Below are 21,011 nucleotides of genomic sequence, written 5' to 3' on the forward strand. Positions count from 1 at the left end.
AGGGAAACTTCCCACGATCCCGCAGCTTTCCCGCGAACTGAGCGAGCTACCCTAGGCAGCGGTCGCCTGGAAGTGCTTTTCGATGAGCCCTTTGATGTCCTCGTGGCATCCGCCGCAGCCCGTGCCAGCGCGGGTGGCCTTGGAGACCTCGCCAACAGTGCTGCAGCCTTCCAGCACGGAATCCTCGATGCTGGCGGCGCTGACGCCGGCACACCGGCACACTGTGCGCTGGGGATCGTTGCTGGTGGCACCGGAATCCAACTGGTCCGGGCCGTCCAGGCGAAGCAGCAGGGAACGGTCCGCGGGCAGTTCTGAGGAACGTTCGAAAAGGACCACCAGTTCAGCGGCAGTCCGGGGCATGCCCACGGCCACCAAACCCTCCAGCACCCCGCCGCGGGTGGTCATCTTGACGTAGCGGCCGTGCTCGGGATCGGCCCACTGGGAGATCTGGCGGCGTGCCCGGCCAGAAGCGGCCCCGGCTTCCAGAAGCTCTTCGTCCCACGGATCGGCCTGGTTATCGCCTGCAAGGGCCAGGTTGATGCCCCGTGCTTTCAGAACCACGACGCCGGGCTTTTCCGTGGGCAGGGCTTCCAACGCATCCGCGGCTTCCTGGCCGTCTTGTGCCAGGACCACCAAATACTCAGCCAGCCACTCGGCCTGACGCCAGCCCGGGCCTACCAAGCCGGAGGGGCCGGTGGCCGTCCGGCAATCAAGGCAGGAAGCGTCAGGGCAGCGGACCTCGGCACAATCGCCAATCGCGAACATGTGCGGCTCGTGGTAAGTCCTGAGGTGGTGGTCCACCAGGATCCCCGAGCCAACGGGGAGCCCACAGCCCTCGGCCAACTCGATACGGGGCCGGACTCCACAGGAGAGGACCAACAGATCGCCGTCGATCGCTGAGCCGTCCTCCAGGAGCAGGGCAGAGAAACTTCCCCCGGGGCCAGCGGTTTCCACGCCAGTAGACCTCGCGTTGCCGGCCATCCGGACGCCGCCGGCACGGAGGCTGCTCGTCAGGACGGATCCGCTGCCGCGGTCAATGCTGCGCCCCAAAGGGAACGGGCCGTTGTGGACCACCGTTGCCTGGGCACCTTCCTCCGCGGCGGCGAGGGCGGTTTCGAGGCCAAGCACGCCACCACCCAGGACCACCACGCGCCTACCGCTGGCGACAGCTTCACGGAGTACCGCGGCATCGCGAAGATCACGCAGGGCAGTGACACCGGCTGGAAGAACCGGGCTCGCCGGATCGGGGTTCAAACCGGTGAGGTTGGGAATGACGGGCCGGGAACCGGTGGCAAACACCAAGCGGTCGTAGTGTTCGTTGGTGCCGTCGGAGAGGACCACGTGCTGGCGTGCGCGGTCAATCCTCTTGACCTTGACACCCAACCGCACGTCAACGCCGTCGGCCTCCAGTTCAGCAGCATCAGCCATGGCCAAAGCTTCAGGGGTAGTCCGTCCGACGCCAAGTTCTGCAACCATGACGCGGTTGTATGCGGCCTCAGCTTCCTGTCCGACCACCAGCAGTTGCACGAGTCCTGTGCGGACCGCGGGAAGCAGTTCGTCCACAAGCCGCGCAGCAACCGGGCCGAATCCAACAACAACAATGCGCTCGCTCATGATGCCTCCTTGGCGTGCAGGGGCAGCCCGGATCCGGCAGGCACGGCGACTGGAGCCGCTGACACTGTGGTGGACGCTGCCCGCCGGACCCATACCCGGCTGGTCTTGAACTCCGGCATGCCGGAGATGGGATCGGTGACCGCCTCAGTGAGGCGGTTGGCGTTTTCCTGGCCCGGGAAGTGGAACGGGAGGAACACAGTGTCCGGGCGGACCGAGTTGCTAAGTTCCGCCCGGCAGAGGACCTCACCGCGCTGGTTGGTCACCGTCGCGTAGTCGCCGTCGGCAATGCCACGCGCTGCAGCCGTTCCAGGGTGGATCAGAAGCTTCGCCTGCGGCTGGGACCCCAACAGTTCGCTCACGCGGCGCGTCTGGGCACCGGACTGGTAGTGCTCCAGCAGGCGGCCAGTGGCCAGTGCCAGTGAGTCGTCCGCAAACGAACGCACCGCCCGCTTGGAAGGGGTGACCGGGACCATGACAGCCCGGCCATCAGCATGGGCGAATCCTTCGGCGAAGAGGCGCGGTGTTCCCTGGCTGCCCACGGGGTATGGCCAGTAGGCAGCTTCGCCACGATCCAGCATCGCGTAATCGATGCCGGAGTAGTCAGCCAGCCCACCGGCGGAGGCAAGCCTGAGTTCTTCAAACACTGTCTCGGGATCATCACTGAACATGGAGGGCGCCTCAAGCATTTCGGCAAGCCGAGCCATCAGCCACAGTTCGGTCCGGACACCCGGGGGAGGGGTAAGTGCCTTGCGGCGTCGGATGACGCGTCCTTCAAGGTTGGTCAGCGTCCCCTCTTCCTCGGCCCACTGCGTCACGGGCAGTACGAGGTCGGCCTCGGCCGCCGTCTCGGACATGAAGAAGTCGCAGACCACCAGGAAGTCCAGGCTGCGGAGTCCCTGGGTCACCGCGTTGGTGTCCGGCGCCGAAACCACCACATTGGCGCCGTGCACGAAGAGGCAACGGACGCCGTCGGGCTTTCCAAGCGACTTGAGGAGCTCGACGGCGGGAAGGCCGGCTCCCGGGATCAGCGACTCGTCCACACCCCAGACCTTGGCGATGTGGGCGCGCGCGGCGGGGTCGGTGATTTTGCGGTAGCCGGGAAGCTGATCGGCCTTCTGGCCGTGCTCGCGGCCGCCCTGGCCGTTGCCCTGGCCGGTCAGCGTGCCGTAGCCGCTGCGGGCCGAGCCCGGCAGGCCAAGTAGCAGGCTGAGGTTGATGGCCGCGGTTGCGGTGTCAGTACCATCTACGTGCTGTTCCACTCCACGGCCGCTGAGGATGTAGCTGCCGCCACTGCGGGCGCCCTGGGCCAAGCGTCGGGCCGTCTCACGGATGAGGGTGGCCGGGACGCCGGTGATGGACTGGACGCGCTCGGGCCAGAAGGCGTTGAGGGTGCGAACCACGGCGGCATAGCCCTTGGTGTTTGCCTCGATATAGCTGGTGTCGGCCAGGCCTTCGTGGACCACAACGTGGCTGATGCCTAAAAGGAGGGCCAAATCCGTACCGGGCGTTGGCTGCAAATGGATGCCGCCGCCGTCGCCCGTGAACGCTGCCGTCGCCGAACGGCGGGGGTCCACGACGATCAGCCCACCGGCGTCGCGGGCGCCCTGAAGGTGCTGTACGAACGGCGGCATGGTCTCGGCCACGTTGGAGCCGAGCATGAGGATTACGGACGCGGAGTCCAGATCCGTGACAGGGAAGGGGAGGCCACGGTCCACGCCAAAGGCGCGGTTGCCTGCCGCTGCCGCCGAAGACATGCAGAAGCGGCCGTTGTAATCGATGCGTGAGGTGCGCAAGGCCAGCCGGGCGAACTTGCCCAGCATGTACGCCTTCTCGTTGGTGAGGCCGCCGCCACCGAAAACTCCGACGGCATCTTTTCCGTACTGCTTCTGGGTGTCCTTCACAGCCGCGGCGACCAGCATGAGCGCGTGGTCCCAGGAGATCGGCTGGTGGACGCCATCGGATCCTTTGAGCATCGGTTCGGTGACGCGGCCGTTGTGACGCAACAACGACGCCGATGTCCAGCCTTTGCGGCACAGCCCGCCCCGGTTGGTGGGGAAGTCGCGCCCTGAAACTTCCAGGGGCACGGCACCTTCACCGGGCAATGCGGGTGTGGCAGGGCTTGCCGGTGCTGCGTCGGACGAGGTCGCGGGCGCTGCCCCGGCGGCCGAAGCAGCCGGGGTCAGCGTCATGGCGCACTGGAGCGCGCAGTAGGGGCAGTGGGTATCGGCGCCGTTGGGCATCTAGATGTGTCCGATCGTGTTGCGCTTCTGGGCGGGGCGGATGTAGCAGAGCCAGCAGACGGCGAGCATCAGGACGTAGGCTCCAACGAATCCGTAGAACGCCGGGGTGTAGGAGCCGCTTGCTGTATTCGATGCGTTGAGCACTTGGGGGATCACGAATCCGCCGTAGGCACCGATCGCGGAGATCAGGCCCAATGACGAGGCTGCCAGCCGAGCGGTGGCCGCACTGCTTGCACCCGAGCGGGCTGCGCGGCTGGACGTCGCGAAGATCACCGGGATCATCCGGTAGGTAGCACCGTTACCGAAACCACTGGCCACGAAGAGCAACAGGAACAGGCTCAGGAAGAGCCAGAAGTTCTTCAGCGGGAGTGTCCAAATCATGATCAACGTGATGACGGCCATCGACGCGAAGGACGTAATGGTCATGCGGGCACCGCCCATGCGGTCTGCCATGCGGCCGCCATAAGGTCGGGCGAGTGAACCAACCAGCGGGCCGAGGAAGGCCAGGGACAAAGCCACTGCGCCCAGGTGAATGGAGGAGAAGTCCGGGAAGTAGTCCTTGATCAGCTTCGGGAACACACCGGCGAAGCCGATGAAGGAGCCGAACGTTCCGATGTAAAGGAATGCCATGACCCACAGGTGCGGTTCTTTGAGTGCGGCCACGGATCCAGCTACGTCACCCTTGGCGCTGGTGAGGTTGTTCATGTACTTCCACGCACCGAAAGCGGCGATCAGGATCAGCGGGATCCAGATGATGCCAGCCATGGGCAGGTTCACGGTTCCAGCTGCGAGCAGGGTGATGGCAATCGGGACAATCAACTGCGCGACGGCGGCACCAAGGTTTCCGCCCGCGGCGTTCAGACCCAGTGCCCAGCCCTTTTCGCGGGCAGGGTAGAAGAAGGTGATGTTGGCCATCGAGCTGGCGAAGTTACCTCCGCCGAAGCCAGCGAGGGCTGCAACCAGGAGCATGACGCCGAACGGCGTTTCCGGATTGGAAACACAGATCGCCAGGCCGCTGGCGGGAATCAGGAGGAGCAGTGCCGAAACGATCGTCCAGTTGCGGCCACCGAACTTCGGCACCATGAAGGTGTAGGGGATTCGCAGCGTGGCGCCTACGAGGCTGGGGATGGAGATGAGCCAGAAGATCTGGTTGGTGTCGAACTTGAAACCTGCTGCGGGGAGCTGGACGACGACGATCGACCAGAGCTGCCATACGACAAAGCCGAGGAATTCGGCGAAGATCGACCAGTACAGATTGCGCTTGGCGATGGACCGGCCTTCGGCTTCCCACTGGCCCTTGTCCTCGGCATCCCAGTTGGCGATCCAGCGGCCGGGGCGGTGTTCAAGGGTGGGAACGGCGGTGGCAGTGGACTGGGTGGGGACCAGTTCTTCTGCAGTGCGGTCAACAGTCACGGAGTGCCTCCTTGGTGGGGGACGTTGTTCTTCCAAGGTAGGTTTCACGCGTTTCGCGGACCGTCGCCCTTTGTAAACGTGCTGTGACATTTCCCTATCGGCGGGGTCACCAGTGCGTGAGGCAATGGTGAGGTAATGTGGCCCGGACCACAGAGTGAGACTTTTCGACTGGTCCGCATCGTGGACTTAGTTGTCCAGTCAATGGACTGCGGGAACTATTATTGAACTCTCGAATAATCCTTCGCCGGGCAGGCTCCGAGGGGCATCGGCCGGTGTGAACGAAAGCTGCTACTACATGTCTTCGACTGCCACGTCCAAGGAAGGCGAGTCCACCAAGCCATTGAACTCGCGGGGCAAAGTGATCTTCGCCAGCCTGATCGGCACGACGATCGAGTTCTACGACTTCTACGCCTATGCCACTGCGTCAGTGCTCGTCTTCCCCAAACTCTTCTTCCCCGATGCCACAGATATCAATGCGCTGCTTAGTGCGTTCGCCATCTTCGGTGTTGCCTTCTTCGCGCGTCCCATCGGCGCCGTCGTCTTCGGCCACTTTGGTGACAAGATCGGCCGCAAGGGCACCCTGGTTGCCTCGCTGTTGACCATGGGTATTGCAACGTTCCTGATCGGACTCCTGCCTACGGCATCCATGCAGGGGTGGGCGATCCTGGCCCCCATCATGTTGGTTATCCTGCGCTTCTTCCAGGGCCTGGCCCTGGGTGGTGAATGGTCCGGCGCAGCCTTGCTGGCCACCGAGAATGCACCCGAGGGCAAGCGCGCCATCTACGGGACGTTCCCGCAATTGGGTGCGCCCATCGGTTTCATCATCGCCAACGTGATCTTCATCTGGATGAACGTGGCACTGAGCGCCGAAGAGTTCCTTGCCTGGGGTTGGCGCGTTCCGTTCATCCTCAGTGCGGTCCTGGTTATTGTGGGTCTTTACGTTCGCCTGAAGCTGGTGGAGAGCATCTCCTTCACCAAGGTGATCGAACAGGAGAAGGTCCAGAAGCTGCCCCTCGCTGCCACCCTCAAGAGCCACTGGCGCCCCGTGGTGGCCGGTACGTTCATCATGTTCGCCACGTACGTGCTCTTCTACATCATGACCACGTTCACCTTGTCGTACGGCACCAAGCCCACCTTGGCCGGCGCCCAGGCAGCCGCTGAAAAGGCAGGCAAACCGATGACGGCAGACCAAGTTGCGGCGTTTGTTCCCGGCTTGGGCATCACCCGGTCCGACTTCCTTTGGATGCTGATTATCGGCGTCGTCTTCTTCGGTATCTTCACCGTGGTTTCGGGACCTTTGGCCGAGAAGTGGGGCCGCCGCAAGTTCCTGCTGGGCGTCACCGCCGGCATCTTCGTCTTCGGCGCGCTCTGGTTCACCATGTTTGGACCGGGCCAGGCGGCTGCGATGGTCGGCCTGATTGTGGGCTTTACCCTCATGGGCCTGACCTTTGGTCCCATGGCCGCCATCCTGCCGGAGCTCTTCCCGGCGAACGTCCGCTACACTGGCTCGGCTGTGGCCTACAACCTGTCGTCCATGATCGGAGCGGCCCCGGCATCGTTCGTGGCTATCGCCCTGTGGTCGGCAGCCAACGGAAGCACCTGGCTGGTGGGCGTTTATATGGCCGTCGCTGCTGTGGTCACGTTCATCGCTCTCTGGCTGACGCGCGAGACCAAGGACACGGACTACGAGAACAACGTAGCCTAGGCAGCCCTTAACGACGTCGGCCCCGCACCTGCTTGGTTCCAGAAGGTGCGGGGCCGACGTCGTTAAGTTTGGTTCTTAGTCCTCGATCGTGGCGATGACAGCGCCGGCAGCCACCGTCTCGCCGGCTGTTGCTGCCAGGCCGCGAACCGTGCCGGACTTGTGTGCGGTCAATGGCTGCTCCATCTTCATGGCTTCCAGGACCACGATCAGATCGCCCTCAGCCACGATATCGCCTTCGGAGGCAGCCACCTTGACGATGGTGCCCTGCATAGGCGACGTCAGGGCATCGCCACCGGCGGCAGCGGCTGCGGCTCCTGCCGAGCGGGAACGCTTCTTGGACTTGCCGGACTTGGTGCCCGAGCCGCTGGAAACAGCGGCGACGCTTGCGCCCAAACCGGACGGCAGAACGACCTCAAGCCGCTTGCCTCCAACCTCGACGACGACGCGCTGGCGCTCACCGGCGTCGGGAGTTTCCGTACCCGCGCCGCTGGCCGTCCAAGCGGGGATGTTATTGACGAACTCGGTTTCGATCCAGCGGGTGTGGACGCTGAACGGTCCCTCCACCGGGGCGAAGGCGGGGTCCGTGACAACGGCGAGGTCGAAGGGGATGACGGTGGGAATGCCTTCCACCACCATCTCCTCAAGCGCACGGCGCGAGCGCTGGAGGGCTTGCTCGCGGGTGGCGCCGGTGACGACCAGCTTGGACAGCATGGAGTCGAAATTTCCGCTGATGACGTCGCCCTGCTCAATGCCGGAGTCCACGCGGATGCCCGGGCCCGTGGGGTTCTTCAACGTGCTGACCGTGCCGGGCGCGGGCATGAAGTTGCGGCCCGGGTCTTCTCCGGTGATGCGGAACTCGAAGGAGTGGCCGCGGACCTCGGGGTCCTCGTAGCCAAGAGCCTCGCCGCGCGCAATACGGAACTGTTCGCGGACGAGGTCGATGCCCGTGACTTCCTCGGAAACGCAGTGCTCCACCTGGAGACGGGTGTTGACCTCGAGGAAGGAGATGGTGCCGTCCTGGCCCACCAGGAACTCGCAAGTACCGGCGCCGAGGTAGTTGGCTTCCTTCAGGATTGCCTTGGAAGACTCGTAGAGCCGCTTGTTCTGCTCCTCGCTCAGGTAGGGAGCCGGGGCTTCCTCGACGAGTTTCTGGTTGCGGCGTTGCAGTGAGCAGTCGCGGGTGGAGACAACCACAACGTTGCCGTAAGCATCCGCCAGGCACTGAGTCTCGACGTGGCGCGGGGCGTCCAGGAAGCGCTCGATGAAGCACTCGCCGCGGCCAAACGATGCGGTGGCTTCACGGACCGCCGATTCGAAGAGCTCAGGGATCTCTTCCATGGTGCGGGCAACCTTGATGCCGCGTCCGCCACCGCCGAAAGCAGCCTTAATGGCGATGGGCAGGCCGAATTCCTCGGCGAACTTCAGGATCTCGTCCGCGTCCTTGACGGGGTCGGCGGTGCCGGGAACCAACGGGGCGCCCACCTTTTCGGCGATGTGGCGCGCCTGGACTTTGTCGCCCAAGGCAGAGATCGCCTCGGGGGAGGGGCCGATCCAGGTGATGCCGGCGTCGATCACTTTGGCAGCGAACTCTGCGTTTTCGGCGAGGAAACCGTAGCCGGGGTGGATCCCATCAGCGCCGGCCTGCTTGGCGACGTCGATGATCTTGTCCATGACGAGGTATGACTCGGCTGCGGTGTTGCCGCCAAGGGCATACGCTTCGTCGGCGAGGCGGACGTGCAGGGCGTCACGGTCCGGGTCTGCGTAGACGGCTACGGAGGCGATGCCTTCGTCCCGGGCGGCTCGGATGATGCGGACCGCGATTTCGCCGCGGTTGGCAATCAAGACCTTGGTGAGAGGGCTGGAAATGGGCTGCGCCGGGTTAGCTGACAAGTTGTTGACTCCTTCTGTCCTTGAGGAGCCTAGCGTGATTGTGAGGGTTCCGCCCATATTGATGGGGGATTCCGTGTGTGAGGAGATGTTCCTTTGTAGGGTTGCTACAAATCGCTTCTACTGGTGCGCGTCCCACAGCTCGGTGATGCCAACGTTCGCGTGGACCAGCAGTTCGCGCAGGGTAGAGATGGAAAGACCGACGACGGCGTGCGGGTCACCGTCCACCTTGCGGATAAACGCGCCGCCCAAGCCATCGATGGTAAACGAGCCCGCGCAGTGCAAAGGTTCTCCGGTGGCAATGTAGGCGTCGATGTCGTTTGTGGTCATCTCGACGAAGTGAACCTCGGCACTGGACACGGAGCCCACTGTCGCTCCTGTTCCGTCGGCAGGCTCATCCTCATCCTCGTCCACGTCGGCGGCGGTGTCCCGGCAATCCACCAGCCAGTGACCCGTATGGAGCACTCCCTTGGATCCGCTCATGCGCAGCATCCGCTCGCGGGCGACCTCCGCCGTGTAGGGCTTGCCGTGGGATTCGCCGTCGAACTCGAAGACCGAATCGCAGCCGATCACCAGGGCACCCTCGGCTTCGGGGAGTGCGGCGACGGCTTCAGCCTTTGCCCGGGCCAGGAGCAGCGCCGTGTCATGTGCATCCGTCACGCCGTAGTGCGCCTGCACCGCGTCCTCGTCCACGTCCGAGACCAGGACATCGTGCTGGATTCCCGCTTCCTTCAGCAACTTGGTGCGGGCAGGGGATTGCGAGGCAAGGATCAATCGGGTCACCGTCCCAGCCTAGTACGTCGTTCTCTCACATCCTGCCGGTTTGGCGCGGTTCCTCTATCAGTTCCTGCCGGTTTCGGGGGATGTTCTCGCACATCGCCTACGATGGTCGGATGCTGCTGCTTGTGGACTTGGACAACACCCTGGTCGACAGGACCTCTGCTTTTGCTTGCTGGGCTAGGAATTTCGTCCGCTCGCTGGGCAGGCCGGATTCTGACGCAGCATGGCTCATTACTGCGGACCGGGATGGTTATGAGCCGAGGGCATCCTTGGCGCTTGCTCTCAAGGAGCGTTTTGGCATGGACCGTGGGGTCGAAGCCCTAGTGGACATCTTGCTCTACGAACATGTGGCACTGATGACGATGGATCCGCCTACACCCATCGCTCTTAGGGAGGCACGGGAGGCCGGCTGGAGGATCGGCATCGTCACGAATGGGGCCACGGCGCAGCAGACACTGAAGATCGAACACCTTGGACTTGACCCCTACGTCGATTGCGTCGTGATTTCCGAGGCCGTTGGCATGAAGAAGCCTGATGCTGAGATTTTTCGACTGGCGGCTCAGGAGTTGGGTGGCGATCTGACTGATGGCTGGATGGTGGGAGATCATCCGATCGCCGATATCTCCGGCGGCCGCGCGGCGCGGTTAAAGACCGGTTGGGTCTCCCGCGGGCAGGCCTGGCCCAACCATGTGCCGCCGCCGACCCTCACTCGCCACACGGCGGCCGAAGTTATAAACGCTCTGATTCAGCGCGACGCCGGGCACCACCTCATCCCGTGAGATGCGGACCTGCTCATCATGCACGCTGAAATGCCCGACGTCGGCACCCAAAGTTGAGCACCGACGTCGGTCAGATCGGTGGTGGATGTGAGTGAGCGTTGCTCAGATCGGTGGTGGATGTGAGTGAGCGTTGCTCAGATCGGTGGTGGAGGTGAGAGAGGATCGGTCAGATCGGGGGTGGATGTGAGAGCGCGTCGGTCAGATCGGTGGTGGAGGTGAGAGAGGATCGGTCAGATCGGGGGTGGAGGTGAGAGAGCGTTAGTGGACCAGTTCCTCGGAACCGGCCTTCGGGCGGTCGCTGCGGTTCAATTTGGCGCCTTCGACGTCAACATCCGGCAGGATGCGCTGCAACCACTTGGGCAACCACCACGCCTTCTCGCCAAGGAGGTACATGACGGCGGGAACGATGGTCATGCGGACCACGAACGCATCGATCAGCACACCAAACGCCATCGCGAAGCCCAACGGCCGGACCATGGTGAGGTGACTGAAAATGAAGCCTGAGAACACACTGACCATGATGATCGCAGCCGCCGTGACCACCGCTGCGGCGTGGCTGAAGCCGGTCCGAACAGCGTGTTTGGCGTTCTCACCATGCATAAAGGACTCCCGCATGCCCGATGTTATGAACACCTGATAGTCCATCGCGAGGCCAAACAGGACGCCGATCAGGATGATCGGCAGGAAGCTCAGGACGGCACCCGGGTTGGCGACGTCGAAGATTGCTCCCAGCCAGCCCCACTGGTACACGGCCACGACGGCTCCAAATGCGGCAGCCAGCGACAAAAGGAAACCACCGGTGGCGAGTAGCGGGACCACGATCGACCGGAAGACGAGCAGCAACAGGATCAGCGAAAGTCCGACGACGATCGCCAAGTACGGCGGCAGTGCAGCCCCGAGCTTTGCGGAGACGTCGATGTTGCCGGCAGTCTGACCGGTAAGGCCAATGGTCGCGCCGAGGTCCTCGCGGATTTGGTTGCCCTTGGCCCGGACATCCGAAACAACCTGGACGGTACTGGCGCTGGCGGGGCCTTCCTTGGGAATGACTTGGAAGACGGCAGTCCGCCGGTCCTCACTCAAAGCCACGGGGACTGCAGCTGTGACGTTCTCCACGTCGCGTAGCTGGTCCGCGACGTCGAACTGCTTGTTCTTGGCATCGGCTTCACTGAGGCCTTCGGGGAATTCAGCGACCACGACGATCGGCCCCGTGACGCCCTCGCCGAAGCTGTTGCGTGTGAGGTCGTAGGCTTTGAAGGCTTGCGAATCGACGGGCTCGGATCCGCCGTCGGGAAGTGCCAGACGAAGCTGGGAAGCCGGCAGCGCCAGGGCGCCCAACAGCACGACGCTGGCCACGAGTGAAAGCCAGGGGTGCCGTGTAACCAAGCCGCCCCAGCCACTGCTGCTGCGCTTCTCTTCCAAAGCCCGGTCCGCGGCTTCGTGGCCCGGCTCGGCAATGTGCTTGGCGGCCTTGGCCCATGCGCGCTTGGAGATCAGCTTGCGGCCGATCAAAGCAAGAACGGCGGGCGTCAACGTCAAAGCCACGACGACGGCGACCGCAACTGTCGCCGCGGCGGCAACACCCATCACAGCCAGGAAGGGCAGCCCCGGAACCACAAGTGCCGCCAGGGCGATGATGACGGTGAGGCCCGCGAACAGCACGGCGTTGCCTGACGTACCGGTGGCGAGGGCCGCGGATTCCTCGCCGTCCATCCCGGCCAGAAGCTGGTTGCGGTGGCGGTTGACGATGAACAGGGAGTAGTCGATGCCGACTGCAAGCCCAAGCATCAGGGCAAGCATCGGGGAGATGGAGCTCATGTTGATCACGCCAGTTAGTGCGAACGTTCCGCCGACGCCGACAGCCACGCCAATCAGTGCCATGACGAGGGGCAGGCCGGCTGCGATGAGTGTGCCGAGCATGAGGATCAGAACGAGGGCTGCCACTGCGACACCGACGATCTCCGCGACTCCGAAGATCTGTGAGACGTCCTCGGTGATTTCCTTGCTGGCGTAAGCCGTGACACCGGCCGAGGAGACCCCCTGAACAATGTCCTGAACTTGTTTGCGGACGGCGGGATCGACGGCATTGATGGAGGTCTTGAATTGGACCTGGGCGATGGCGGCCTTGTTGTCAGTGGACACGAAGCGCATCCCCTGGGAGGACTCCAGCTGGCGCTTTCCCAAGGCCAATGCCGTGGCTCCGTCGGCTGCTTCCTTGGCACCGGCGTCGAGCTTTGCTTTGTTGGCGGCGAGTTCGGCACGCTGCGGCGCGAGTTGGGCCTCGATTTGTGCTGGCGTGAGGCCTGAGGCCGCCATCTGCTGTTCCGCTCCCGCAAGCTGCGCTTCGCCCGCCTCCAGCTGGGCGCGGGCTGTGTCCAGTTGGGTTTTGCCTTCGGCAGCCTTCGCTTCGCCAGCGGCAATCTCCCCGGCGGCCTTATCCAACTGGTCCTGCGTGCTGAACGGATTCACCGTTCCCTGCACGTCCGGCATAGCTTCAAGCTTGGTGAGCGCAGTGGCTACGGCGTTCTTCTTGGCTTGGTCAAAACCGGAGTCGCCGGCGTCGAAGGCCACGCTCGCCGAGCCGCCAGACGCGTCGGGCAGGGCTTCCTTGAGTTTGTCGGCCATCCTCTGCGTTTCCGTGCCAGGGATGCTGAAGTTGTTGGACATGGTGCCGTGGAACGCGGCGGCCGAACCTCCCACGGCCACCAGGACTGCCAGCCACAGCGAGATGACCAGCCAGCGGCGGCGGTAAGAAAACTTGCCGAGACGGTAGAGGAACGAGGCCATGTCAGAACCGATCTGTGGAGGAGGGGGCGGCAGTTGCCGCTGAAAGAGTGATGTCCGACGACGGCGCGAAGCCGGCTCCCAGCAGGCCCATGGCGTCGATGAGGTGCTGGCGGAGGACCGCTAGCGACTCGGACGATAGGTCGGGGCCGCGCTCGGCGAACCAGACCGTCATGGCCGCCTTGCCGCACGAGATGACGGATCCGGCAAGGGCATGCAGGTAAAGCTCGCTGGTGTCCGGTCCAAGTCTGCTGCGGGCCGCGTCGATAATCTGTCCCGTGCAGTGTTCCCATGCTTCGAGTTCGGAACGGGCCAGAGAACGGTTCTCCTGGGTGAGGCTGAAAAGTTCGGCCATGGGTGCCACGGACATGGGGTCAGCGAGGGCCATCAGCGCGGCCTGTGCGGATTCGAGGATCGATTCGTCCGCTGGCCTCAGACGGAATTGCTCGAGGGCACGATCCATGAAGCCGTCGGCCACGGACGCCAAGGCAGCCTCGAGGCTCGCGAAGTAGTTGAAGAAGGTCCGTCGGGAAACGCCTGCGCTGGCGGTGATGTCCTCCACCGTGAAATTGCCGGGGCCGTTGCTGCGCAGAAGGTCAAGTGCTGCCGTGGCGATGGAGGCGCGGGTTGCTGCTTTGTTGAGCTCGCGCCGGGACGGGCCGCTGGGTTCGGCGGCTTCCGCGAGGCTCGGCTCGCTGCTGGTTGAAGTCACATACTTACACTAAGTGCAACTTTGCACTCTGCGCAATATTTCCGCGGGGGTGTGCCCCTCGGATCTTTGCAAAATCGTGGACCAAGGAGTCTGGCCACGGGGTTGGACTCTGCTTGGAACCAAGAATCCCGTCCTTGTTCGCGAGTCCCGACTTTCAAGGTCAGGTTCTGCGAACAAGGACGGGATGGGGGACTAAGTATTCCGGCTGACTCAGAACTGGTGCGGAGGTGTGGTTTGCTGCGGGGGAGCAGGAGGAGTGTTCTGCTGCGGCTGGGCGGCCTGTTGGCCCGCGTTCTTGGTCAAGTACACCGACTGTCCCGTGGCGCCGGGCTCTCCCTCTCCGAGAGGCAGGACGTACACAGCCGTGCCGTAGGCGCAGACTTCCGTCCAGTTGGTCCCCATTTCGGAGGTGTCGAAGCGCATGGCGACAATTGCGTTGGCGCCGCGCTGCTGTGCTTCGTTGACCATGCGGGCCATGACTTCCTGTCGGCTTTCGTAGAGTGCCCTGGTCATTTCGGGCAGCTCGCCGCCACCGAGGGAACGGAAACCTGCAAGCATCTGCGAGCCGATATCGCGGGAACGGACAGTGAGGCCCATGACTTCGCCGAAGACGGCGTCGATTCGGTGGCCGGGTATCTCATTGGAGGTGACGATCAACATGCTCCGAGCCTATCCAGCTTTCGCCGTTAAACCGCGCAATCCCCGGGGGAGAAGTCCCCAAGGGATTGCACGGCGCGAAAAGCCAGCAGGTGCTATGCCTTGGAAGCGGCCAGTTCGCGCGCCTCGGTCTCGGCAGCAGCCGTGTCGTTGGCAAACTCGTCAGCGAACGCGGCACCATTGCGGGGCGCGTTGTACAGCGACTCATCCAGGATGCCCTGGCGCTTGGCGACGATTGCAGGAATGAGCGCCTGCCCGGCAACATTGACGGCCGTGCGGCCCATGTCCAGGATGGGGTCGATGGCCAGCAGGAGTCCGACGCCGGCAAGCGGCAGTCCCAGCGTGGACAGGGTCAGTGTGAGCATGACGACGGCGCCGGTGGTGCCTGCCGTGGCCGCGGAACCCAGGACTGATACCAGCACAATCAGCAGGTACTGGCTGAAGTCCAGGTTGATACCGAAGAACTGGGCCACGAAGATGGCTGCGATGGCAGGGTAAATCGCCGCGCAACCGTCCATTTTGGTGGTGGCGCCCAGCGGCACGGCAAAGGAAGCGTAGCCCGAGGGGACACCGAGGTTGCGCTCGGCGACGCGCTGCGTGAGCGGCAGCGTACCGATGGAGGAACGAGAAACGAACGCCAACTGCACGGCAGGCCACACGCCGGAGAAGTACTGCTTGATGGACAGGCCGTGGACGCGGACCAGAACGGGATAGAGGACGAAGAGCACCAGTGCCAGGCCAATGTAGATGGCGGCGGTGAACTTGCCAAGGGAGCCGATGGTGTCCCAGCCGTAGATGGCAACGGCGTTACCGATCAGGCCGATAGTGCCCAGTGGAGCGATGCGGATGATCCACCAAAGGACCTTCTGGATGACAGCCAATGCGGAGGCGTTGAAGGTCAGGAACGCTTCTGCCTGCTTGCCGACCTTGAGGGCAGCGATGCCGACGGCGATCGCGACCACGAGGATCTGGAGCACATTGAAGCTGACGGAGGTGCTGACCGTGGTGGCAGCGTTGGCGCTTTCGGTGACAGTGGAGCTTGCGCCGAGTCCGAGGAAGTTCTTCGGGAAGAGCCCGATCAGGAACGCCCACCAGTCACCGGTTTTGCCGGCGTACTCGGCCTTCTGCGTGATCCCGGTAGCTGCACCAGGCTGCAGGAGCACACCCAGGCCGATGCCGATGAGCACCGAAACCAGCGAGGTGATGGCGAACCAAAGCAGCGTGTTCCAAGCGAGGCGGGCCGCGTTGGAGACCTGGCGAAGGTTCGCGATGGAGCTCACCACCGCGGTGAAGATCAAAGGAACGACGGCGGTCTGCAGCAACGAGACGTAGCTGGAACCAATCGTTTGAAGGGTTGCACCGAGGCCATTGGGGGCGGTCTTGGTGCTGCCGGTGTACTTGGCGATGAGACCGAGTACGAGGCCAATGAGGAGGGCTGCGATGATCTGGACGCCGAAGGATCCTGCCCACTTGGGGAGCTGGAAGCCGTTCTTTCCAGGCGCTGAAGTGATGTTGTTTGAGGTGCTCACAGGAACACGCTAGGTGCACCCCAAATAACATAGCGAACGGACGTTTAGAAATGTTACGGGACTCTCAACTTATTCCCAACGTGAGTGTGGTGATGCTCTCAGTAGGGAAGCCGGAGGACAGACATCCGGCAGCGTGCGTCAAAGCGACGAAGGAGCAGCACGCCGAGGATGTGTGTCCTCCGGACACACCAAAGATCAACCCAGCAACGCCCTTCTCAGCACGTCCAGGCCCACCGAACCGATGTTCAGCGCCTTGCTGTGGAAGGACTTCAGGTCGAACCCTTCGCGGGTTTCCAGCTCGGCCCGGATCTGCTCCCAGAGCCGCTGGCCCACCTTGTAGGACGGTGCTTGTCCGGGCCAGCCGAGGTAGCGGGTGAATTCGAAATGGAGTTGGCCTTCGCTGATGTCGAGGTTGGATTTGAGGAAGTCAAAGCCCTTCTCAGGAGTCCAGGTTCCGGTGCCCCAGCGTTCGGGGACGGGTAGTTCCAGGTGGACCCCGATGTCGAAAACAACGCGGGCGGCACGCATGCGCTGGCCGTCCAGCATGCCCATGTGGTCACCAGGGTCCTTGAGGTAGCCAAGTTCGAGCATGAGCTGCTCAGCGTAGAGTGCCCAGCCCTCGCCGTGTCCGGAGACCCAGCAGACGTTGCGGCGCCAGTTGTTGAGGAGTTCGCGGCGGTACGTGGCGGTTGCGACCTGGAGGTGGTGGCCGGGCACGCCTTCGTGGTAGACCGTGGTGGTTTCGGACCAGGTGGTGAAGGTGTCTTCGCCGGCGGGAACGGACCACCACATGCGGCCGGGCCGGGAGAAGTCGTCGGACGGGCCGGTGTAGTAGATGCCGCCTTCGTCGGTGGGTGCGATCATGCATTCGAGGGTTTTCATGACGTCCGGGATATCGAAATGGACGTCGGCGAGCTCGGATACGGCGCGGTCCGAGAGCTCCTGCATCCACGCCTTCAGAGCGTCCGTTCCTTTGATCTGGCGGGCCGGATCGTTGTTGAGGATGCTTTTGGCTTCTTCAATGCTGGCGCCGGGCTTGATCTGCGCGGCTACCTTTTCCTGTTCGCTGATGAGCCGCTCCAGCTCCTGGACGCCCCAAGCGTAGGTCTCCTCGAGGTCAACGGCCGCGCCCAGGAACGACCGGGAGGCCAGGGCATACCGTTCCCGGCCCACCGCGTCCTTTTCCGGGGCAACGGGGAGTAGCTCGTCCTGGAGGAAAGTTCCCAACGATTCGTAGGCTGATCGCGCAGCTGAGGCTCCGGCGTCGAGCTTGGTCTGCAGGTCTGCCGGAAGCGGCGAACCGGCCAGCGTGGCTCCGGCCGCCATCTTGGCGAAGAAGCCATCCTCGGCGGCGTAGCGGGCGGTCTGTTCGATGACGATCCGGACCTGACGGGCGGCGGCTACTTTGCCGGTGTCCTTTGCGGCACGAAGGGAGGAAATGTAGCCCTCGATGGCGCCGGGAACATTGGCGGCGCGGCCGGCGATGTGCTCCCACTGCTCCGCGGTGTCCGTTGGCATGAGGTCGAAAATGGCGCGGATATCCTGCGCGGGCGAGGCGATGTTGTTGAGGTCGGCAGCATCCCAGCCGGTTTCATGGATCTCCAGTTCCAGGCCGAGCCGCTCGCGCATTGCGTCCAGGGTGACGACGTCGGATTCGTCGGTCGGCTCCAACGCCGCCAACGATTCCAACGCCTGCCGGGCGGCCTGCGCATGGGCCTCGGCACCCGCAGGCGAGTAGTCCTGATATTCGGTTTCGTGCCCCGGCAACCCCAACGTGGTGGCGAAGCTGGGATTGAGTTCGATCAGCTTTTCCGTGTACGCGTCAGCAACGGAATCGATGGCGGTCTTGGGTCGTGCAGGCGTGTTTGCAGTAGTCACCCACAGAGCCTAACCGTGAGTCGGCTCACGTGAAAGGGTTGTTGCACTTTCTTCCCGCCACCGGGAGAAGCGAAGCTATCCGCGGCTGCGCTTCCACGCGCCCGGACCCGGTGTGGGGTCCAGGCGGAGTTGCTGGCGACGCACCCAATGACGAACGTTCGGCTTTGTAGGCGCCGGCGTCTGGGGTACTCCCACGGAGGCGACGACGGCGGCAAGCGCCGCGAGTTCTTCCGCGGTGGGTTCTCCCTTGACCACTGAGAACATCGGCGCAGCAGGCTCGGGCGTTGCCGCTGTGGAGGTTTCATCTGCCCGATGCTTTGCCGGGCTCACAGCGGGATGTTCCCGTGCTTCTTGGTGGGCAGGCTAGCCCGCTTGTCGCGGAGGGCTCGCAGGCCGCGGATTATTTGGAGGCGGGTGTCGGAGGGCGCGATGACGGCGTCGACGTAGCCCAGCTGAGCTGCCTGGTAGGGGTTGAGGAGTTCTTCCTCGTAGCCCTGGATGATCTCGGCACGCTTGGCCTCGACGTCGCCGCCGGCCTCGGCAACCGCTGCGAGATCGCGACGGTAAAGGATGTTCACTGCGCCCTGGGCGCCCATGACACCGATCTGGGCCGTGGGCCACGCGAGGTTCAGGTCCGCGCCCAGCTTCTTGGAGCCCATCACGATGTAAGCCCCGCCGTAGGCCTTGCGGGTGATGACGGTGAGCTTCGGCACAGTGGCCTCAGCGTAGGCATACAGGAGTTTGGCGCCTCGACGGATGATTCCCTGGAATTCCTGGTCCTTGCCGGGGAGGAAACCGGGCACATCCACCAACGTGATGATAGGGATGTTGAAAGCGTCGCAGTGCCGGACGAACCGGGCGGCCTTCTCGGAGGCGGAGATGTCCAGGGTGCCTGCGAACTGCATGGGCTGGTTGGCGACGATGCCCACTGTGTGGCCTTCGACCCGCCCGTAGCCAATGATCACGTTGGGGGCGTAAAGCGACTGCAACTCAAGGAAGTGGGCGTCGTCCACGATCTGCTCAATAACCTTGCGCATGTCGTACGGCTGATTGGCCGAATCCGGGATCAGTCCATCCAAGGCGAGGTCGTCGTCGTCGAGTTCCAATTCCTGGTCGTGTTCTACAACCGGGGCCTCTGAGAGGTTGTTGGAAGGCAGGAAATCCAGGAGTTCGCGGACGAATTCGATGGCGTCGGCTTCGTCGGAGGCAAGGTACGTGGACGTTCCAGTGGTGGCGTTGTGCTGGCGGGCACCACCCAACGTTTCCATATCAACGTCCTCGCCCGTGACGGTCTTGATGACATCAGGGCCGGTGATGAACATGTGCGAAGTCTTGTCCACCATGACCACGTAGTCGGTCAGGGCGGGGGAGTAGGCAGCGCCGCCGGCGCATGGGCCCATGATGAGCGAGATCTGGGGGACTACACCTGACGCATGGACGTTGTTGCGGAAGATATCCGCGAACATGGCAAGGGAAGCCACGCCTTCCTGGATGCGCGCACCACCGCCGTCGTTGATGCCCACTACCGGGCAGCCATTGCGGAGGGCGAATTCCTGGACCTTGACGATCTTCTCGCCGTTGACCTGGCTCAAAGAGCCGCCGTAGACGCTGAAGTCCTGACTGTAGATGGCCACGAGACGCCCGTCTACAGTGCCGTAACCGGAGACGACACCGTCGCCCAGGGGCTTCTTTTTCTCCATGCCGAAGGCTGTGGAGCGGTGGACGGCGAGGGCGTCGAACTCAACGAATGATTCGGGATCGACCAGGAGGTCAATGCGTTCGCGGGCAGTGTTCTTACCGCGTGCGTGTTGCTTTTCGATCGCTTCCGGGCCGGAAGGCTGCTCTGCACGGGCCTGGCGGTCGCGGAAGTCTGCAATCTTTCCCGCTGTCGTTGTCAGATCGTGGCTCATCAAGTGTCTCCGGCTCTGTAGCTGATTTTCGCTGGCGCAGTTCTGGTGCAAACAAGTAGCTGACTTAAGTAGCTTCCGTACAAAGAAAAGGCCCCGCTGGCCAGTCTAGTGACGCCATTGCCGCGAACCGCTGTAGAAACCCTACAATTTTCAGCGCCCAAGCCAAAGCTACCAGTATGTTACCCGTGAGTAACATACTTGGGTTAGAGTGTCTCCATGACTCCAAGCAACGATGCTTCCCCGGCTTCCGAAGAGACTATGCCGAAGGGCAGCACCCCTTATGCAGCCAGCGGTTCGCTCAAGGGCCGCACCATCATCATGTCCGGTGGCAGCCGTGGCATCGGATTGGCCATCGCCACGCGTGCGGCCCGCGACGGTGCCAATATCGTACTGATGGCCAAGACGGGCGAACCCCATCCGAAACTTGAGGGGACTGTCTACACCGCTGCCGACCAACTCGTCGCCGCAGGTGGCCAGGCGCTTCCCCTCGTGGGCGATGTCCGCAATGACGACGACGTCGCCGCAGCCGTGAGTGCCGCCGTCGAGCGCTTTGGGGGAATCGACGTCGTCATCAACAACGCGTCAGCCATCGACCTCTCGCGCACGGACGCGATTGACATGAAGCGCTACGATCTCATGCAGGACATCAACGTCCGTGGAACCTTCCTGCTCTCCAAGTTGGCGCTTCCGGCACTGCGGGAATCCGGGAACGGGCACATTCTCACGCTGTCTCCACCGCTGAACCTCGATCCAAAATGGGCCGGGATGCATCTGGCCTACACCATGGCCAAGTACGGAATGAGCCTCACCACCCTGGGACTCGCCGAAGAGCTTAAGGACGACGCCGTGTCGGTCAACTCGCTCTGGCCTTGCACACTGATCGATACCGCGGCGATCCGGAACATGCCTGGTGGGCAGCAGATGGTGAAGGCCGCCCGCGGACCGGAGATCATGGCCGACGCTGCGCACGCAGTGCTGACTGGCGCCAACCTTGCCGACGGCGTCTCGGGTTCGGGGAACTTCTACACTGACGAAGAAGTCCTCAGCGCTGCTGGCGTGAAGGACTTTGCGCCATACAGCCTTGGCGCACCCGAGGACCGTCTGGTGCCAGACATCTTCCTCTAAG

General features: G+C 63.3%; 15 protein-coding genes. 3 read left to right on the forward strand and 12 right to left on the reverse strand.

The features are described 5' to 3' along the window. Nucleotides 1-51: 51 nt before the first annotated feature. The 3 genes from ACFX4T_RS08740 to ACFX4T_RS08750 are packed head-to-tail and all read right to left on the reverse strand — an operon-like array spanning nt 52 to nt 5,267. Complete coding sequence (locus ACFX4T_RS08740) at nt 52-1,614, reverse strand: FAD-dependent oxidoreductase (protein WP_377651484.1); 1,563 nt, start codon at nt 1,612-1,614, stop codon at nt 52-54. After that, nucleotides 1,611-3,854, reverse strand: coding sequence for a molybdopterin oxidoreductase family protein (locus tag ACFX4T_RS08745; protein WP_377651485.1), 2,244 nt, complete (start codon nt 3,852-3,854; stop codon nt 1,611-1,613). Before ACFX4T_RS08745 ends, ACFX4T_RS08740 begins: the two co-directional genes overlap by 4 nt. After that, on the reverse strand, nt 3,855-5,267 hold the full coding sequence (locus tag ACFX4T_RS08750) for an MFS transporter (protein WP_216926927.1): 1,413 nt from the start codon (nt 5,265-5,267) through the stop codon (nt 3,855-3,857). It abuts the gene before it with no gap. A 295-nt stretch (nt 5,268-5,562) separates the two neighbouring features. On the opposite strand from ACFX4T_RS08750, the gene ACFX4T_RS08755 reads away from it, so the two are divergent. Next, nucleotides 5,563-6,972, forward strand: a complete 1,410-nt coding sequence (locus ACFX4T_RS08755; protein ID WP_377651486.1) for an MFS transporter — start codon at nt 5,563-5,565, stop codon at nt 6,970-6,972. A 75-nt stretch (nt 6,973-7,047) separates the two neighbouring features. Here the strand turns inward: ACFX4T_RS08755 and ACFX4T_RS08760 are convergent, their stop codons facing one another. Continuing rightward, nucleotides 7,048-8,919: an acetyl/propionyl/methylcrotonyl-CoA carboxylase subunit alpha gene (locus ACFX4T_RS08760; protein WP_377651487.1), complete on the reverse strand. Its 1,872-nt coding sequence runs from the start codon at nt 8,917-8,919 to the stop codon at nt 7,048-7,050. Between the two features lie 60 nt (nt 8,920-8,979). Next, nucleotides 8,980-9,642 (reverse strand): Maf family protein, encoded by a 663-nt coding sequence (locus ACFX4T_RS08765; RefSeq protein ID WP_377651488.1) that lies wholly within the window; start codon nt 9,640-9,642, stop codon nt 8,980-8,982. A 110-nt stretch (nt 9,643-9,752) separates the two neighbouring features. Here ACFX4T_RS08765 and ACFX4T_RS08770 point away from each other — a divergent pair, with 110 nt between their 5' ends. Further along, complete coding sequence (locus ACFX4T_RS08770; RefSeq protein ID WP_377651489.1) at nt 9,753-10,418, forward strand: HAD family hydrolase; 666 nt, start codon at nt 9,753-9,755, stop codon at nt 10,416-10,418. 258 nt (nt 10,419-10,676) lie between these two features. Here the strand turns inward: ACFX4T_RS08770 and ACFX4T_RS08775 are convergent, their stop codons facing one another. From ACFX4T_RS08775 to ACFX4T_RS08805, 7 genes are all read right to left on the reverse strand, one after another. Continuing rightward, on the reverse strand, nt 10,677-13,202 hold the full coding sequence (locus ACFX4T_RS08775) for an MMPL family transporter (protein ID WP_377651490.1): 2,526 nt from the start codon (nt 13,200-13,202) through the stop codon (nt 10,677-10,679). A gap of 1 nt (nt 13,203) precedes the next feature. Beyond that, a complete protein-coding gene (locus ACFX4T_RS08780; protein ID WP_377651491.1) occupies nt 13,204-13,911 on the reverse strand; it encodes a TetR/AcrR family transcriptional regulator in 708 nt (235 codons plus the stop codon). A gap of 210 nt (nt 13,912-14,121) precedes the next feature. Beyond that, a complete protein-coding gene (locus ACFX4T_RS08785; protein WP_216925416.1) occupies nt 14,122-14,571 on the reverse strand; it encodes a YbjQ family protein in 450 nt (149 codons plus the stop codon). 92 nt (nt 14,572-14,663) lie between these two features. Next, nucleotides 14,664-16,097 carry a dicarboxylate/amino acid:cation symporter gene (locus tag ACFX4T_RS08790; protein WP_377651492.1) on the reverse strand — a complete coding sequence of 478 codons (1,434 nt, stop codon included), beginning with the start codon at nt 16,095-16,097 and terminating at the stop codon, nt 14,664-14,666. A 195-nt stretch (nt 16,098-16,292) separates the two neighbouring features. Further along, on the reverse strand, nt 16,293-17,975 hold the full coding sequence (locus tag ACFX4T_RS08795; protein WP_216925414.1) for a DUF885 domain-containing protein: 1,683 nt from the start codon (nt 17,973-17,975) through the stop codon (nt 16,293-16,295). A gap of 75 nt (nt 17,976-18,050) precedes the next feature. Beyond that, a complete protein-coding gene (locus ACFX4T_RS08800) occupies nt 18,051-18,305 on the reverse strand; it encodes an acyl-CoA carboxylase epsilon subunit (protein WP_377651493.1) in 255 nt (84 codons plus the stop codon). Further along, entirely contained in the window at nt 18,302-19,885 is a 1,584-nt protein-coding gene (locus ACFX4T_RS08805) for an acyl-CoA carboxylase subunit beta (RefSeq protein WP_377651494.1), read from the reverse strand. The genes ACFX4T_RS08800 and ACFX4T_RS08805 overlap by 4 nt, the downstream gene beginning before the upstream one ends. 216 nt (nt 19,886-20,101) lie before the next feature. Between ACFX4T_RS08805 and ACFX4T_RS08810 the strand changes: the two genes are divergently transcribed. Next, the gene (locus ACFX4T_RS08810) at nt 20,102-21,010 is read left to right on the forward strand and encodes an NAD(P)-dependent oxidoreductase (protein WP_223948455.1); all 909 of its coding nucleotides are present in this window, start codon (nt 20,102-20,104) and stop codon (nt 21,008-21,010) included. Nucleotide 21,011 lies beyond the last annotated feature (1 nt).

Source organism: Paenarthrobacter sp. YIM B13468 (genome assembly GCF_042788025.1).
Classification (GTDB): Bacteria; Actinomycetota; Actinomycetes; order Actinomycetales; family Micrococcaceae; genus Arthrobacter; species Arthrobacter aromaticivorans.